This is a genomic window from Nonomuraea sp. NPDC049504 (assembly GCF_040676845.1).
In the GTDB taxonomy this organism is placed as follows: Bacteria; Actinomycetota; Actinomycetes; order Streptosporangiales; family Streptosporangiaceae; genus Nonomuraea; species Nonomuraea salmonea.
The window spans coordinates 185,294-200,747 of the sequence record NZ_JBFAPT010000022.1 but is presented as its reverse complement, the minus strand read 5'-3'; the positions used below and the strand labels follow the sequence as shown (position 1 = coordinate 200,747).

Annotated in this window: 16 protein-coding genes; 9 read left to right on the top strand and 7 right to left on the bottom strand. The window is 70.7% G+C overall.

Features of this window, described 5'->3' with window-relative positions; all coding sequences use genetic code 11:
* A partial coding sequence (locus AB0K28_RS35750; protein ID WP_364378639.1) for a glycine betaine ABC transporter substrate-binding protein occupies nt 1–165 on the top strand: 165 nt, incomplete at its 5' end.
* 165 nt (nt 166–330) lie between these two features.
* Complete coding sequence (locus tag AB0K28_RS35745; RefSeq protein ID WP_364378618.1) at nt 331–1,173, top strand: lytic polysaccharide monooxygenase; 843 nt, start codon at nt 331–333, stop codon at nt 1,171–1,173.
* Between the two features lie 43 nt (nt 1,174–1,216).
* On the opposite strand, the gene AB0K28_RS35740 is transcribed toward AB0K28_RS35745, so the two are convergent.
* Nucleotides 1,217–3,292, bottom strand: coding sequence for an alpha/beta hydrolase-fold protein (locus tag AB0K28_RS35740; protein WP_364378615.1), 2,076 nt, complete (start codon nt 3,290–3,292; stop codon nt 1,217–1,219).
* Between the two features lie 165 nt (nt 3,293–3,457).
* Between AB0K28_RS35740 and AB0K28_RS35735 the strand changes: the two genes are divergently transcribed.
* Together AB0K28_RS35735 and AB0K28_RS35730 are read left to right on the top strand one after the other, a co-directional pair.
* Nucleotides 3,458–4,618: a GDSL-type esterase/lipase family protein gene (locus AB0K28_RS35735; RefSeq protein WP_364378613.1), complete on the top strand. Its 1,161-nt coding sequence runs from the start codon at nt 3,458–3,460 to the stop codon at nt 4,616–4,618.
* A gap of 79 nt (nt 4,619–4,697) precedes the next feature.
* Complete coding sequence (locus AB0K28_RS35730; RefSeq protein WP_364378610.1) at nt 4,698–5,093, top strand: cupin domain-containing protein; 396 nt, start codon at nt 4,698–4,700, stop codon at nt 5,091–5,093.
* Between the two features lie 192 nt (nt 5,094–5,285).
* On the opposite strand, the gene AB0K28_RS35725 is transcribed toward AB0K28_RS35730, so the two are convergent.
* A complete protein-coding gene (locus AB0K28_RS35725) occupies nt 5,286–5,909 on the bottom strand; it encodes a TetR family transcriptional regulator (RefSeq protein WP_364378607.1) in 624 nt (207 codons plus the stop codon).
* A gap of 70 nt (nt 5,910–5,979) precedes the next feature.
* On the opposite strand from AB0K28_RS35725, the gene AB0K28_RS35720 reads away from it, so the two are divergent.
* A complete protein-coding gene (locus AB0K28_RS35720) occupies nt 5,980–6,552 on the top strand; it encodes a dihydrofolate reductase family protein (protein WP_364378604.1) in 573 nt (190 codons plus the stop codon).
* 197 nt (nt 6,553–6,749) lie between these two features.
* Here the strand turns inward: AB0K28_RS35720 and AB0K28_RS35715 are convergent, their stop codons facing one another.
* From AB0K28_RS35715 to AB0K28_RS35700, 4 genes are all read right to left on the bottom strand, one after another.
* Nucleotides 6,750–8,114: an erythromycin esterase family protein gene (locus AB0K28_RS35715; RefSeq protein WP_364378601.1), complete on the bottom strand. Its 1,365-nt coding sequence runs from the start codon at nt 8,112–8,114 to the stop codon at nt 6,750–6,752.
* Nucleotides 8,115–8,330: 216 nt separating this feature from the next.
* The gene (locus AB0K28_RS35710; protein ID WP_364378598.1) at nt 8,331–8,657 is read right to left on the bottom strand and encodes a hypothetical protein; all 327 of its coding nucleotides are present in this window, start codon (nt 8,655–8,657) and stop codon (nt 8,331–8,333) included.
* 7 nt (nt 8,658–8,664) lie between these two features.
* On the bottom strand, nt 8,665–9,033 hold the full coding sequence (locus tag AB0K28_RS35705; RefSeq protein ID WP_345385587.1) for a YciI family protein: 369 nt from the start codon (nt 9,031–9,033) through the stop codon (nt 8,665–8,667).
* Between the two features lie 478 nt (nt 9,034–9,511).
* Nucleotides 9,512–10,054 carry a hypothetical protein gene (locus AB0K28_RS35700; protein ID WP_364378595.1) on the bottom strand — a complete coding sequence of 181 codons (543 nt, stop codon included), beginning with the start codon at nt 10,052–10,054 and terminating at the stop codon, nt 9,512–9,514.
* Between the two features lie 356 nt (nt 10,055–10,410).
* Here AB0K28_RS35700 and AB0K28_RS35695 point away from each other — a divergent pair, with 356 nt between their 5' ends.
* The 4 genes from AB0K28_RS35695 (at nt 10,411) to AB0K28_RS35680 (ending at nt 14,704) form a co-directional block, all read left to right on the top strand.
* Nucleotides 10,411–12,075, top strand: a complete 1,665-nt coding sequence (locus AB0K28_RS35695; RefSeq protein ID WP_364378592.1) for an RICIN domain-containing protein — start codon at nt 10,411–10,413, stop codon at nt 12,073–12,075.
* 154 nt (nt 12,076–12,229) lie between these two features.
* Nucleotides 12,230–12,913 (top strand): DUF998 domain-containing protein, encoded by a 684-nt coding sequence (locus AB0K28_RS35690; protein ID WP_364378589.1) that lies wholly within the window; start codon nt 12,230–12,232, stop codon nt 12,911–12,913.
* Nucleotides 12,914–12,944: 31 nt separating this feature from the next.
* A complete protein-coding gene (locus AB0K28_RS35685; protein WP_345385593.1) occupies nt 12,945–13,322 on the top strand; it encodes a YciI family protein in 378 nt (125 codons plus the stop codon).
* Nucleotides 13,323–13,402: 80 nt separating this feature from the next.
* Nucleotides 13,403–14,704 carry an RNA polymerase sigma factor gene (locus AB0K28_RS35680; RefSeq protein WP_345385595.1) on the top strand — a complete coding sequence of 434 codons (1,302 nt, stop codon included), beginning with the start codon at nt 13,403–13,405 and terminating at the stop codon, nt 14,702–14,704.
* Here the strand turns inward: AB0K28_RS35680 and AB0K28_RS35675 are convergent, their stop codons facing one another.
* Nucleotides 14,705–15,442, bottom strand: coding sequence for a hypothetical protein (locus AB0K28_RS35675; RefSeq protein WP_345385597.1), 738 nt, complete (start codon nt 15,440–15,442; stop codon nt 14,705–14,707).
* Between the last annotated feature and the right edge of the window lie 12 nt (nt 15,443–15,454).

Genomic DNA, 15,454 nt, shown 5'->3' with positions numbered 1-15,454 from the left:
GACAAGTACCCGGCGCTGGAGAAGGTGCTCCAGCCGGTCATCGACAAGCTCGACGACGACACCATGCAGCAGCTCAACGCGCAGGTGGACGTCGAGGGCAAGGAGCCGGACAAGGTCAGCGAGGAGTGGCTGAGCAAGGAGGGCTTCCTGGGCTCGCCCGCCTGACCGTCTTCCTGACCGTCTTCCTGGAACGGCCCGCGCCTCGCCCGGCGCGGGCCGTTCGCGTGTCCGGACCGGTCCATTGACTGGAACGGCTTGCGCGTGAGTCAGAAATCGATAATTCTTAGGAAGGTTTCCTTTTTAATCCTGTCTCACCCCCCAGGAGCGCAGGTGCGCAAGAGTACGATCGCGACCGTGACGGCGGCCACCGGAATGCTGGTCCTGCTGCCGGCATCCGCCGCCAACGCCCACGGCACCATGTCCAACCCCCCGAGCCGCGTCTACGTCTGCAAGAACGAGGGCCCGGAGTCGCCGAAGTCCGCCGCCTGCAAGGCCGCCGTGGCCGCCGGCGGCACCCAGGCGTTCTACGACTGGAACGAGGTCTCGCTGCTCGAAGCGGGCGGCAGGCACCGCGAGCTCATCCCCGACGGCAAGCTCTGCAGCGCGGGCCGCGACAAGTACCGCGGGCTCGACCTGCAGCGCTCCGACTGGCCTGCCACGCAGGTGCGGCCCGGCACCTTCACGCTGACGTACCACGCGACCGCCCCGCACGCCAACAGCAACTTCGAGTTCTACATCACCCGCGAGGGCTGGAACCCGACCATGCCCCTCAAGTGGTCGAACCTGGTGCACATCAGGACGTTCAACAACCAGAACCCGACCACGTTCACGAACTGGTCGATCAACCTGCCGCAGCGGACCGGGCGGCACATCCTCTACTCGATCTGGCAGCGCGTGGTCGGCAGCAACGAGGCCTTCTACACCTGCTCGGACGTGGACTTCGGCGGGGGCGGCACCCCGAACCCCAACCCGACGCCCACGCCCACCCCGACCCCGACCCCGACGCCCACGAACCCGCCGACCAACCCCGGCGGCACGTGGAGCGCGAACAAGGCGTACCGGGTGGACGACCGGGTGACGTACAGCGGCTCGACGTACGAGTGCATCCAGGCGCACACCTCGCTCGCCGGCTGGGAGCCGCCGAACGTGCCCGCGCTCTGGAAGCGCGTCTGACCTCACTTAGCGAGGGCGGCCGCATTGAGGGCGGCCGCCCTCGTCACGGGACGGTGGCGAGGAAGACGTCGCCGCTGCCGAGGGCGCGGCCGCCCTCAGGCGTGCCGTACGTCAGCCCCGCGATCGCCACCTTCCCCTGCCCGGTCGCCGCGGCGTACAGGTTGGGCTCGGCGAACGGGTCGACGCCGTCGTCCCTGGCGGTCCCGAGCTGGGCGGCGGCGCGCTGGGCGCCCTTCGCGTCCAGGCGGAGCGTCAGCACGTCGGCCCCGCCCGCCGGCACCCCGACCTTGCCCCGCGTGTACCCGGCGACCGCGATCTCCCCGCCCGGCAGCGCGGCCACGGCTGCGCCCTCGTCGGCGGCGGCGGTGGCGAGCCGGTGCTCCCAGCGGCGCTTGCCCCGGTCGGTGTAGGCGACGGTGAGCGCGTCGCCCGACGTGGCGCCGGTCGCGACGATCAGGCCGGCGGTGGTGACGGTGACCGCGTTCAGCCGGTCGTCGCCGCTGCCGCCCTCGGTGGCGGCCCAGGTCCTGGCGCCGTCGGCGGTGTACGCGGCCAGCCAGCCGTCGGTGCCGCCGCGCGCGGTCGTGTCGGGCAGCGCGGCCGTGGTGCTGCCGGTCAGGTAGACGCCCGTGGCCGCGGCGGCGACGCCGGTGGCCTTGTCCTCGCCGGGGCCGCCGTACTGGCGGATCCACCTCACCTCGCCGTCGGGGCTCAGGCGGGCGGCGATGGCGTCCTTGTCGCCGGCGTTGACGCCGTCGAGCGCGCCCTTGGTGTAGCCGGCGACGTACGCGCCTCCGTCGGGGGCGGCGGCCAGGCCGTACACGCGGTCGGCGGCGTCCGGCGCGCCGAACTGGGTGGTCCAGCGGACCTCGCCGTCCGGGCCGAGCCTGACCACGAACGCGTCGTCGGTGCCGTTGCCCGCGTGCTTCCCGTCCAGGTCGCCCTTGGTGTAGCCGGCCGCGAGCACGCCGCCGTCCGGCAGCGGCACGACCCCGTACAGACGCTCGTCGGCGGGCGTGGCGATGCGCCGGGTCCAGCCGCCCGGCCTGGTGACGACGGCGTCGAGGTCGCCGTTCTCGGCGGTGGCGTACCCGATCGTCAAGGTGCCGTCCGCTGCGGCGGCCACGCCGCCCGCCCAGTCCACGGCGGACGTGCCGTGCAGCGGGGCGGGCAGGCCCGCCGGCGGGACGACGCTGAGGCCGGGGCCGAGGTCGGCCATGGCCTGCTCGAAGGCGGGGGTCCAGACGTCCCAGTCGTGGCCGCCGTCCAGGACCCTGAGCTGGGCGGAGATCGCGGGCGAGCGGCGGGCGGCGTTGTAGAGGGCGGCCGACTCGAAGTCGAGGTCGTGGCGGGCGTCGGCCGGGTCGGGGTTGGCGTACTCGTCGTCGCCGACGGCCACGAACATCCGTACCGGCAGGTCGGGGTCGAGGTCTTCGAGCAGGGCCGGGTAGTTGAGCTTCTTGTAGATCGCGTCCGCGAACTTCTCCTCGCCCTCGCCGAACGCGCCGTAGTCACGGGCCGAGGAGTCCGACGGCGGCAGCGGCGTGTAGACGGCGGGGCTGAGCACGGCGGCGGCGCCGAACAGGTCCTGGTGCGCGAGCGCGTACCGCAGGGCGCCCGCGCCGCCCATCGAGTAGCCGCCGACCAGGCGGGCCTGCCTGATGGGCGCGGTCCGGTACGTGGCGTCCACGTGCGCGACGAGGTCCCTGGTCAGCGCCGTCTCCACCGGACGGCCCGGCAGGTCGTCGCCGGTGTAGCGGGAGTCGACGTACCAGTTGCCGCGCTCGCTCCACGGGGCGTCCGGCATGACCGCGATGACCGGCGGGATGCGCTTGGTCCTGATCATGTCGTCGAGGGTCGTCTTGACCCGCGTCCACGCCTGCATGCTGTCGCCGCGACCGTGCAGCAGGTAGAGCACGGGGTGGCGGTCCTTGCTCCGGTCGTATCCGGCGGGCAGGTAGACGTTGTAGGCGATGTCCTCGCCCAGGGCCTTCGAGGGCGCGGCGGCGGTGGCGATCGTCCCGCCGGTCCGCGCCTCGGTCTGGGCGGGGCCGGCCGTCAGGGTGAGCGCGGTCACGACGGCGAGCGCGCCGGCGGTGATCCATCGGGGTACGGGCATCGACCACTCCTGTAAACGTTTACCGAACGCGCCTCATGTTTCGGGAGAGTTTCATGGGGCGGGAGGTGTGCTGTCAACTGTCCGTTTCCGCCACCCGTGCTTAATGCCTTTAAGTTCATGCATAATAGGTGTAACTTCTTGTTTCCCCTCGTCAGGCTTGAGGCGATGAACGCACTGATCACCACTCCCGTCACCCCCGGCCTCCTGCGGGGCGCCCTCGATGTGGAGCGGACCCCGTACGGACTGCTCCCCCACCGGCTGCCCGCACGAGCACGCAGGCAGATCCCGGACGAGCAGTTCGCCATGGCCGAGAGCCAGCCGTCCGGCGTTCGGCTCGCCTTCCGCACCGCCGCCACCACCATCGAACTGGACGCGCTGCCCACCAAGCGCGCCTACCGCGGGCTGCCCGATCCGCCTTCCGGCGTCTACGACCTGATGATCGACGGCCGGCTCGCCGCCCAGGCCACCGTGCCGGGTGGTCGCACGCGCGTCGCCGACTTCGCGACCGGGGCCGTGGAGGTGCACGATGGGCCGTCCGGCACCGCCCGCTTCACCGGGCTGCCCCCCGGCGACAAGGACGTCGAGATCTGGCTCCCGCACAACGAGACCACCGAGCTGTCCGCGCTGCGTACGGACGCGCCGGTCGCCCCGGCCCGGCCGCACGGGCGGCGGGTGTGGCTGCACCACGGCAGCTCCATCAGCCACGGCTCCAACGCCCTGCACCCCACCGCCATCTGGCCCGCCCTGGCCGCCGCCGCCGGCGGGGTCGAGCTGGTGAACCTGGGGTTCGGCGGGAGCGCGCTGCTCGATCCGTTCACGGCCCGCGCCATGCGCGACACCCCGGCCGACCTCATCAGCGTGAAGATCGGCATCAACCTGGTCAACAGCGACGCCCTGCGGCTGCGGGCCTTCGTCCCCGCCGTGCACGGGTTCCTCGACACGATCAGGGAAGGTCATCCTGAGACGCCGCTGCTCGTCGTGTCGGCCATCCTGTGCCCGATCCAGGAGCGCACGCCGGGGCCCCTCACCGTTCAGTTCGAGGACGGCACCGTACGCTTCCGCCCCACCGGCGACCCGGCGGCTGTCGCGTCCGGTCACCTGACCCTCGAGGTCGTCCGCCGCGAGCTGGCCGCGATCGTGGCCGAACGCGCCACCGACGACCCGCACCTGCACTACCTCGACGGCCGCGACCTGTACGGCGAGCCCGACAACGCCGAGCTGCCGCTGCCCGACGACGTGCACCCGAGCGAGGAAGGCCACCGCCGCATCAGCGAGAACTTCTCCCGCCTCGCCTTCTCTCCCGGCTCCCCCTTCGCCACCCGCTAGGCTCCCCGAAATGTGCAGGTCAGCGGCTTGTGAGGGGGAATGTGCGGTGAAAGACTGAAAGTGACGGAAGGGGGACGTCATGATCGAGGTCAAGAACATCGACAAGCCGGACGAGCGCCGCGACTTCCCCAGGGGGCACCTGGAAGTCTGCAACCTGTCCGGCCTGACGTTCGGCGTGGCCACCTTCGAGCCGGGCTGGCGCTGGTCCGAGTCCGTGAAGCCGATCGCGGGCACCGACTCCTGCCAGGTGCACCACACCGCGTTCGTGGTGCAGGGCCGCATGCGACTGCACGCCGACGACGGCACCGAAGCCGAGATCGGACCGGGCGACCTGTTCGTCTGCCCACCCGGACACGACGCCTGGGTGGTGGGGGACGAACAGTGCATCATGTACGACTTCGCAGGCGGCGCCGCGAACTACGCCAAGGCACCCACCACCGGGTCCGCCAACACCAACGACATGATGGGCTACTGACACCAACGAGCCAATGACCCGACACACCCGCCACCAAGCCCCACGCACGCCAACCACCGACGCGAGGCCCGTGCCGCAGGGCCTCGACGCGAAGCCGTCGGTCGGGAGCAGCGCCAGTCGTCCCGGCTGCTCACCGGGTGCCAGCATGGCGACGAGCACGACGCCTGCCTGCTTGGCGCTTCGACTCGTAGGTCAGCCCGCACCGCCCTGGCCTGCTTCGGTGTCGGGGGCCGGTGTGGGTGGGGTGGTGGTGAGCAGGCGGAGGACGGCGACGTCGATCAGGTCGTGGATCTCGCGGTCGGTGAAGATCTCGGGGAGGGTCAGGCGTTCGACGATCAGCCAGTTGAGGGCCAGGTACAGGAGGACCACGGACGCCGAGTCGCCGGGGAGGCCCGAGACGGTGTGGTGGCTGATGTTGGCGTCGATGTCCTCGCGGATGCGCTTGGTCAGGACGGCGCGTAGCTCAGGGCGGCGGGTGGCCTCCAGGCGGAGCTCCAGCAGGGCGAGGTAGCCGGAGTTGAAGGCGGAGATGCGGTCCACCAGCTCGTGCATGAGCTCGGCGAACCGGGCTTCGTCCTGGACGCCTTCGCGGTTGCGGGCGACGGTCGTCTCGTCGGGCAGCAGGCGCTCGTAGATGCGTCCGCCGACCTGGGTGAACAGGTCGTCGCGGGTGGCGAAGTAGTTGGACGCGGTGCCGACGGGCACGCCTGCCTCCGCATCGACGGCGCGGAAGGTCAGACCGCGTGCCCCTTCCCTGGCGAGCACCTCGATGGCCGCGTCGATCAGCGCCTGACGCCGCTCGGGGTTTTTGCGCACTTGACACCACTCCAGTTGTAGTACTACCTTCAAACCACTTCACACATAGTACTACAAAAGGAGTGACTTAATGCGAAAGCTCGTGTATTACGTGGGCGCCTCCATTGACGGCTACATCGCCGGGCCCGAGGCACAGTTCGACTTCTATCCCGCGCCTGACGACATGGTGGCCTGGATGAACGAGCGTTATCCGGAGACCATCCCCACCCACATCCGCCGGCATTTCGGCATGGACGACGTGCCGAACAAGGCGTTCGACACGATGGTGATGGGCCGCGGCACGTACGAGCCCGCCCTCGACGTGCCCACCACCAGCCCCTACGCCCACCTGCGCCAGTACGTCGTCTCCCGCACGCTCACCATCGACGACCCGACCGTGCGGGTGGAGCGAGGCGACCCGATCGAACTGGTACGCCGGCTCAAGGCGGAGGACACCGGCCTGGACATCTACCTGGGAGGCGGCGGCAAGATGGCCGCGTCCCTGCTCCCGGAGATCGACGAGCTGATCATAAAGAGCTACCCGGTGGTGGCGGGCACGGGCGTCCCCCTGTTCAACGGCGCCTTCTCCCCCACCCTGTTCACACCGACCCACCGCGAAACCTTCAGCAACGGCGCCCAGGTCACCTGGTTCACAAGGTCCTGACCTCCCTGAGCAGGGCTCTGAGGGTGTTGGGCTGCTGAGGGTGCGAAGGTTCTGGGGGCCGAGAGGGGGCAAGGTCCGGGAGCGCGCCGAGCGCTCAAGCGTTCGCGCGATCATGCGGTTTCGCCGAGCGTCCTGCGTTTTCCGGCCACCGACGGGCGTTGGCGAGTTGCTGAGCTGTCGTCGGGGGTGTGTCCTGGTCATAGCGGGGAGACCGGAGTGGCCTTGGGGACGAAGACCACTGCGTCGTACGCCTTCGTGGGGACGGTTTTCACCGTGTACGTCCAGCTCATTGCGGTGTAGACGGATCGGAAGCCGTCGCCGACGCTGCCCATCGGGACCTCCGAGGTGAGCAGCCGCCGGTTGGCCGGATCGGCGGCGGCCGCCTCGGCCAAGTTGAGGTAGCCCATCGGCTCGCGGCCGAACAGCTTGGCCAGCGGGGCGTCGTGGGTGACGGTGAACCGGCGGCGTTCGCCGCTGCCGTCGTCGCGGCTGATGAAGGTGCTGGTGCCGAAGTCGGTGCCGATCGCGAAGTAGTCGTCGCCGTACGTCTCGGCCAGCCGCGGTCCCATCGACGGGAACGAGAAGGCGGCGCCGCTCTTGTCGATGTGGCCGTCGTGACCGGCCACGATGACCTTCTTCCTGCCCTGGGCGGCCTCCCTGTCGGTGATCCAAGCGATGTTGGCGGCCATCCAGGCGTCGCGCTTGCGGGCGTAGTCGTTGCCGGAGGTCTGGAGTTGCGCGCTGCGCTGGATCGTCTCGGCGTGGTGCAGGGCCAGGGCGAAGGCGTCGGCGGAGCCGGCCCGATCGTACGCCCGCCGCCCGGCTTCCGAGCCGGCCCGCTCCTGCGCTTGCCGCCCGCCCTGCGAGTCGGCTCGCTCGTAGGTCTGCTGCTTGGTCTTGAGCTGGGTGACCACCTGCTCGGCGGCCTGGGCGGCGGTGGTCAGTCTCTCGCCCGACAGGGTCTGTCTGTTCGCGTCGGTCAGGTCGGCTAGGGCCGTGCGTACCGGCTTGACCTGGGCGGGGTCGACGTCGGCGAGGTAGCTCAGCAGCCGCTGCTTGTTGTGGTCGTAGCGCTGCATGTCGAAGCCGTAGAGGTGCACCTTGTCGCGGTCGGCGGCCGTTTCGTTGTGGTCGTGGAGCCACTTGAGCAGGTCGGCCGTCTCGCGCGTGCGGTAGATGTCGAAGCCGAGCGCCGTGGCCGCGTCCTCGGCGCTGCCCCGGCCGCCCATCACGTAGTCGGCGGCTGCGGCGGTGCCGCCGAAGTCGGCTTCCAGCGCGACCGTACGGAAGCCGTGTTCTCGCACGAGCTTCTGGATGATCTGCTTGCGGACCTGCACGAACTCCTGGTTGCCGTGTGTCGCCTCGCCGATGCCGACCACCCGGGCGGCGGCCGCGTCGGTGAGCGGGGCCCGGTCGAGCGGCACCACAGCCGTGGCCGTCACGTGCGAGGTGTCCACACCCCCGCAGCCTGCCGCCAGCACCGCGATCGTGACGGCGCCGAGGAACGTGCGTACGCGCCCGGGCGTGGCCCGGCGGTCGAGTCTGCGGGGGTGTCGGATCATGGATGAAGTCCACACCAGGGTGACCCGGCACGGCATCGGACCGAGGTCCACCGTGAGCGTGCGAAGGTCCAGATCGCCGAACGCGACACTAGACCTGCGGTTACCCGGGGTATGGACCCAGGTCCTCATCCGGCATCACAGATCGCGGCCAGGACCACCTCGCCATCAGCCGAGCCAGGGCCGCACGTCATCGGCCGCTCCAGGGCCGCCCCGGTGTCACATCTCCAGCCCGGCCGCCTTCATGACGGGCCGTACCTCGACGTCGCCGTCCCCGCCGCCCAGCAGCAGCGCCGCCAGTTCCACGGCGCGTTCCCGGTCCTCGCAGTCGATCACGTACTGCGCGGTGGCGGGGGTGCCGGGGCGGGGGTGCGGGACGCCGGTCACGGAGGGGATGCCGTGCAGGAGCTGCACGACGACGCCGAGGGAGGGGTCGGCGAGTGCGTACTCGCCGACCAGCTCGCCCGCCTCCCCCGCCGCGGCCAGGAACGCGGCGCCGCCCAGGCCGGCCCCATGCGGGCGGTGCAGGGTCAGGACGAAGTGCACCGCCCGCTCAGTCCTCGCCGGTCGCCGAGAACACGACCGGGCGCACCTCGATGCCGAGCCCCTCCACCGACGCGTCGGGGATGAGCGCGGCCAGTTCGAGCGCCCGCTCGCGGCTGTCGCATTCGACCAGGTAGTAGCCGCCGAAGTACTCCTTGGCCTCCAGGTAGGGACCGTCGGTCACGACGGGGGCGCCGCCGCGGACGCGGACCACGGCGCTCTCCGACACGTCGCCCAGCGCGGCGGTCTCGATGAACTCGCCTGACTTCCTGATCGTCTCCATGAACGTGCCGTGGCCGTTCATCACCGCGTCGCGCTGCTCCTCGGTGAGCCCGTCCCACACCTGCGGGTTCACGTGCATGATCAACAGGAACTTCATGTCGTCTCCTTCGTCGGACTGCGGCGCCGCCGTCGGCGCCGCTCACCAGGTAGTCGGAGCGGCGGGGACGGCTTCGACATGCCGGAGCCAACAAATCTAAGGGGCGGGCCGAGGCGGGAGAAGCAGGTGGCCGGGAGGCAAAAGCCTGGTCACGAATCCGCGGGGAGGCGTTCGACGGGAAGGATCGGGAGAACCGCCGGGTTGGGCTAGGTGTTCGCATCAATGTGTGCAGGTACGACGTACCGCACTCGCTATATAAACGGGGGTTTGTCATGGCGATGCTGCACTACCTCGGTCTCATGGGCTTCACAGCCGCCCGGCCACCGCAGCCGCTTCCGGGCAGGAACAGTGGTGGAAGCGCGGGGCAGAGCGCCCGTCGTCGGCGCCGCCGCCGCTGAGCGGAGGTCACCGAGGTGGCCGACCACATGACACAACACGAGGGGCCGGACGCGAGCAAGCGTCCGGCCCCTTCCTTTTGCTAGCAGGCGGCCGCCTTCGGGACGTCCTCGCCGTACTTGGCCCACGAGCACACCGTGCTGATCGCGATCTTCCACCGGCCGCCCTGGTGCACGGCCTTGCCCCGCCTGCTCGACAGCAGGGTCCGCTCGCCGCGGTGCAGCACGTAAGAGACTTGGGCCTTGGTCGGCGAGTCGAAGCTCACGTTCCTGACCCGGCCGGTGACGTGGCCGAACCGCTCGTCCTCGCCGAACGCCTGCACCATCAGCTCGTTCATCTCGCCGTTCTCGACGACCTTGACCTTGGCCGCCGTCGAGCCTTGCTCGTCGAAGAACGTCTCCCAGGCCCGTCTGATCTCGCCCTCGGCCCGTGCGGGGTTCGCCGGCACCGTCACGGTGGGGCTGGGGGAGGCGGACGGGGTCGGGGTGGGCGTGCTCAGCGACGGCGACGCGGAGCCGGTAGTCGCGGTGCCGCCTGGCGGGCTCGGGGTGGGTGACGGTTCCGGCTCGCCGGAGCAGCCGGCCGCCAGGAGCGCGGCCGCTCCCAGGGCGGCGCAGACCTTCATGGCTGTCACGGTCTCGGCCTCGAGACCTCAGTACGCATGAGCACGACGGTATGAGGACGGCCGGAGGTTAGCCAAGCACGGCGGCCACGTGTCCCCAGGCGCCACAGCGCGCGTACGCCCCCTGATGCGTGAACATTGCAATCGGTTGTTGCAGCGACGGCGACGTCACCAGGGCGAACCCCGCGAACCGTTTGCAGTTTTACCAGCACGTATTGACGTTTCAGCTGTGTAACGTCACTGTTACTGCAACCGGTTGTCATCGCAATACCAGCGACCCCGCGCGCGACCGCCTTCCCGCCTCACCGGGCGGCGCACGCACGGAGACGAAGCCCCCCTCGTACGAATGGAGCTGGGACGTGCGCAAGAACGAACCCCTGACCAGAAGGCTCACGGTCATCCTGACCGGCGGCCTCATCGCGACCGGCGGCCTGGTGACCGCGGCGCACACCTCCGCCGCCGCGGCCCCGTCGAACGGCGACTACACCCTGGTCAACGGCGCCAGCGGCCTGTGCGCGACCGTACCGGGACAGAGCTCGGGCGACGGCGTGCAACTCGTGCAGAACGCCTGCTCGGACGCCGCAGGACAGGTGCTGACCATCACCGCCTCCGGCGCCGGCCACCAGATCAAGGCCGCGCACAGCGGCAAGTGCCTCGGCGTCCGCGACGCCTCCACCAGCGCGGGCAAGGCCGTGCAGCAGGAGACGTGCACCGGGGCGGCCTCGCAGACGTGGCGGCTGACCGAGTCGGGCGCCGATTACCGCGTCGTCAACGCCAACGGCGGCAAGTGCCTCAACGTCAAGGACAACTCCACCTCGTCGGGGGCCCTGCTGCAGCAGAACTCGTGCGACTCGGCGGCCACCAAACAGTGGACGCTCAGAGCGGCCGGCAACGGCACCCCCGACCCCGATCCCGACCCGACCGACCCGCCGCCGACAAGCGACACGCTGTACGTCGCACCCGCCGGCAGGGACTCCGCGTCCGGCACCCAGGACGATCCGACCACGCTGACCTCGGCCATCACCCGCATCGCGGCGGGCGGCACGATCTACATGCGCGGCGGCACGTACCGGCCGTCCCAGACGATCACCATCGCACCGGGCAACAACGGCACCTCCAGCGCCCGCAAGAAGATCTCGGCATACCCGGGCGAGACGCCGATCCTGAACTTCTCCGCCCAGAGCGAGAACTCGGCCAACCGGGGGCTCGCGGTGAACGGGTCGTACTGGCACATCTACGGCATCGTGGTGGAGCGGGCCGGCGACAACGGCATCTTCGTCGGCGGCAGCGGCAACATCCTGGAGCGCACGGTCACCCGCTACAACAGGGACACCGGCCTGCAGCTGTCCAGGATCGCCTCCGACACCCCGCGCGACCGGTGGCCGTCGAACAACCTCGTCCTGACCGCGCTGTCGCACGACAACGCCGACTCCGACGGTGAGGACGCCGACGGCTTCGCCGCCAAGCTCACCGTCGGCTCGGGGAACGTCTTCAGGTACGCCGTCGCCCGCAACAACATCGACGACGGCTGGGACCTCTACACCAAGAGCGACACCGGCGCGATCGGTCCGGTGACCATCGAGGACTCGCTGGCGTACGACAACGGGACGCTCAGCGACGGCAGCCAGGCCGGCAACGGTGACCGCAACGGGTACAAGCTCGGCGGCGAGGACATCAAGGTCGATCACGTCGTACGGCGCAGCATCGCCTACCGCAACGGCAAGCACGGCTTCACCTACAACCGCAACCCGGGCACGATGACGATCTCCGACAACGTCGGCATCGACAACGAGGAGCGCAACTTCTCCTTCGACGCCGGCACGTCGGTCTTCCGCAACAACGTCTCGTGCCGCAGCGGCAGCGGGTCCAACGACAAGACCGTGGGGAACGCGGACGGCTCCAACCAGTTCTGGACGGGCTCGAACGGGTCCCGCTGCTCCTCCTACAGCGGGTCGTTGAGCTGGTCGTTCACCTCGGACGGCCGCCTCGTGGTCACCTTCGGCGGCGCCCCCTTCACGCCATAGCCCTCCCCTCACCCGGCGGCCTCGGATCCTCCGCTCCGAGGCCGCCGATTTTTTCTTCAAGATTTTTCGCGGCGGTTGTCGAAACCGCGTCGTCCCGTTCGCTGCGTCGGTGAGAGGGCCGCAGGGGCGGCCCGCGAGCACGAGGACGACGACCATGACCGCACACGTTCCCACCATCCGCCCGACCACCCTCACCCCGGCCCGCCCCCTGCTGATGCTCGGGGTCGCGGCCGGCCCCCTGTACGTGGCGGCGGGCCTGGCCCAGGCGCTGACCCGGGAGGGCTTCGACCTGACCAGGCACTCCTGGAGCCTGCTCGCCAACGGCGACCTCGGCTGGATCCAGACCGCGAACTTCCTCGTCACGGCCCTGCTCACGATCGCCGCCGCGGCGGGGCTGCGCACGGCGCTCGCGGGCGGACCGGGCGCGGCGCGTCCCAGGGGTGCGCGGTGGGCGCCGGCGCTGGTGGCCGTGTTCGGGGTGAGCCTGATCGGCGCGGCGGTCTTCCCCGCCGACCCGGCGCTGGGCTTCCCCGCCGGGACGCCCGACGGCCCTGGGACGGTCACCGCGACCGGGCTCGCGCACCTCGCCGTCGGCGGCATCGGGTTCTCGTGCATGGCCGCGGCGTGCTACGTCATCGCCTCCCGGTTCGCCCGCGAGGGCCGCCGCGGCTGGGCGATCTACTCGCGGGTGACCGGGACGGCGTTCCTGATGTCGTTCGCGGGGATCGCGAGCGGCGGCGGCGCGGCGTGGAGCACGCTCGGGTTCGTCGCCGGGATGGTGGCGGTCTGGTGCTGGCTGTCGCTAGTGTCGCTGCACTTCGCGCGTGCCACTGCCTGAAAAATCACCTTAACTACCAGGAGGAACCGTCATGCGTTACCTGATCACACTGCGCGTCGCCGCCCAGCCCGAGGGCCCGCCGCCCGCCGAGCTGATGGAGGCCATCTTCAAGCTCGGCCAGCAGGCCACCGAGTCGGGGGCGCTGCTCGACCAGAGCGGCCTCGCGCCCAGCTCCGAGGGTGCCAGGGTCGAGGTGTCCGGCGGCCGGCTGTCCGTCACCGACGGGCCGTTCGCCGAGGCCAAAGAGTTGATCAGCTACGCCCTGTACGAGGTGAGGAGCAAGGAGGAGGCCGTGGAGTGGGCCGGCCGCTTCCTCAAGCTGCACCGCGACCTGTGGCCGGGATGGGAGGGCCAGGCCGACGTGCTGCGGCTCTTCAGCCCCGCGGACCTCGCGCCACCCGGCGCCTGAGCCGGCCGGACGTCGCGCCCGTGCCTGCGATGTCCGGGCCGACGTCGGTCGCCTGACCCGGGCAGACGTCACGCCTCCTGATGCGGTATTCAGGAGGCGTGACGTCTGCCTATTCCGATTCCCCCGCCGATTCTCATCGTGCGGTAGAGGCCGTGTGGCGGATCGAGGCCGCCCGGGTGATCGCCGGCCTGGCCCGCATGGTCGGCGACGTCGGGCTGGCCGAGGAGCTGGCCCAGGACGCGCTGGTCGCGGCGCTTGAGGAGTGGCCGCGCAAGGGCGTACCGGACAATCCAGGCGGGTGGCTGATGGTGACCGCCAAGCACCGGGCCCTCGACCAGTTCCGGCGGCGCGACACGTACGAACGCAAGCTCCAGGAGGTCGGCCGCGACCTGGAGCTGCGCGAACGCCTCTCCGGCGACGACCTCGACGCGGCGCTCGACGACCACATCGGCGACGACCTGCTACGGCTCGTCTTCACCGTCTGCCATCCCGTCCTGCCCGCCGAGGGCCGCATCGCGCTCGCCCTGCGCACGCTGGGCGGCCTGACCACCGAGGAGATCGCGCGGGCGTTCCTGGTGCCGGAGCCGACGGTGGGCCAGCGCATCTCCCGGGCCAAGCGCACGCTCACCGACAAGAAGGTGCCGATCGAGCTGCCGCCGCCGCAGGAGCTGCCCGCCCGCCTCGCCTCGGTGCTGGAGATCGTCTACCTGATCTTCAACGAGGGCTACGCGGCCACCGCGGGCGACGACTGGGTGCGGCCGTCGCTGTGCCAGGAGGCGATGCGGCTCGGACGGGTGCTGGCCGGGCTGATGCCGGACGAGCCGGAGGTGCACGGCCTGTCGGCGCTGATGGAGATCCAGGCCTCGCGCATCCCCGCGAGGACCGCGCCGGACGGCAGCCCGATCCTCCTGCTCGACCAGGACCGCAGCCGCTGGGACCGGCTGCTGGTGCGCCGCGGCCTGGCCGCGCTGGGCCGGGCCGAGGCGCTGGGCAGGATGGGCCCGTACGCGCTGCAGGCCGCCATCGCCGCCTGCCACGCCAGGGCCCTGACCCCCGAGGACACCGACTGGGCCCGGATGGCCGCGCTCTACCGGCTGCTCGCGCACGTCGCGCCGTCGCCGGTGGTGGAGCTCAACCGGGCGGTGGCGGTCGGCATGGCGGACGGCCCCGAGCGCGGTCTGGAGATCGCCGACGCGCTCGTGGCCGAGCGGCACCTGCGGGGCTACGCGCAGCTGCCTGCCGTACGCGGTGACCTGCTGGCCAGGCTGGGACGCGACGAGGAGGCGGCGGCCGAGTTCGGGCGGGCCGCCGGGCTCACCCGCAACGCGCGGGAGCGCGAGCTGTTCCTGGCCAGGGCCGCGGCGCTGCGGCAGCCGTCCTGATCAGTTCGGGGCGGTGGCCATGTCGCTCGGGGCGGGCGCCTTGATCCGCGTCTTGGCGCCCCAGCCGGTGAACCTGCTGTCGATGGTCATCGTCTTGCCCTCGAACCCGTTGGTGTCGAACACGCCCGTCGCCGCGTACGAGCTCTTCACCCGGCTCACCAGCCCCGCCGACGACAGCGTGAGCGTGTAGCTCACCTTCGTGTCGTCGTGCATGCGCAGCGGGATCGAGGCGTCGAACCAGCGCGACACCTTCGCCAGGTCCTTGAACGTGATCTTCCCGGTCAGCGTCCTGCCCTTGAGCCGGCCCTTCTTCACCAGGGCGGCTAAGGTCTTCGGCTCGGCCGGGTTGATGACCTGGCCGTAGAAGCCGGACGCGCCGCCGGGCAGGCCGCGCGACTTCGCCCAGGTCGTCCCGAGCTTCTCCTCGTAGATGCCGCCCTGGGTGTAGGTGTACTTGCCGACGCTGATCGTCCGCTCGCGCGCCCGTCCCTTCGGCGTCGCGGAGATGTCGGAGGCCGCGATGCCCTTGCGGTCGAACTGGAAGCTGCCCTTGCGCTTCTGCAGCGTGAGCTTGCCGTCGCCGGTCACGACGGTGGTCTCGGTGAACCGTACGCCGTGCCCGGCGGCGAGCTTGCTCTTGAGTGCGCGTACGGGGTCCTTGGCGGGTGCGGCGTGGGCGGGAACGGTGGTGGCGAGGACGGCCCCGCAGGCCGCCAGCACGGTGATCGTCTTCTTCATGGACGGTGATCA

Bases quoted from the DNA above. Each gene is read 5' to 3' on its own strand.
- AB0K28_RS35740 (WP_364378615.1), bottom strand. From the start codon at position 3,292: ATGCCCGTACCCCGATGGATCACCGCCGGCGCGCTCGCCGTCGTGACC.
- AB0K28_RS35735 (WP_364378613.1), top strand. From the start codon at position 3,458: ATGAACGCACTGATCACCACTCCCGTCACCCCCGGCCTCCTGCGGGGC.
- AB0K28_RS35730 (WP_364378610.1), top strand. From the start codon at position 4,698: ATGATCGAGGTCAAGAACATCGACAAGCCGGACGAGCGCCGCGACTTC.
- AB0K28_RS35720 (WP_364378604.1), top strand. From the start codon at position 5,980: ATGCGAAAGCTCGTGTATTACGTGGGCGCCTCCATTGACGGCTACATC.
- AB0K28_RS35715 (WP_364378601.1), bottom strand. From the start codon at position 8,114: ATGATCCGACACCCCCGCAGACTCGACCGCCGGGCCACGCCCGGGCGC.
- AB0K28_RS35705 (WP_345385587.1), bottom strand. From the start codon at position 9,033: ATGAAGTTCCTGTTGATCATGCACGTGAACCCGCAGGTGTGGGACGGG.
- AB0K28_RS35700 (WP_364378595.1), bottom strand. From the start codon at position 10,054: ATGAAGGTCTGCGCCGCCCTGGGAGCGGCCGCGCTCCTGGCGGCCGGC.
- AB0K28_RS35690 (WP_364378589.1), top strand. From the start codon at position 12,230: ATGACCGCACACGTTCCCACCATCCGCCCGACCACCCTCACCCCGGCC.
- AB0K28_RS35685 (WP_345385593.1), top strand. From the start codon at position 12,945: ATGCGTTACCTGATCACACTGCGCGTCGCCGCCCAGCCCGAGGGCCCG.
- AB0K28_RS35680 (WP_345385595.1), top strand. From the start codon at position 13,403: ATGCGGTATTCAGGAGGCGTGACGTCTGCCTATTCCGATTCCCCCGCC.
- AB0K28_RS35675 (WP_345385597.1), bottom strand. From the start codon at position 15,442: ATGAAGAAGACGATCACCGTGCTGGCGGCCTGCGGGGCCGTCCTCGCC.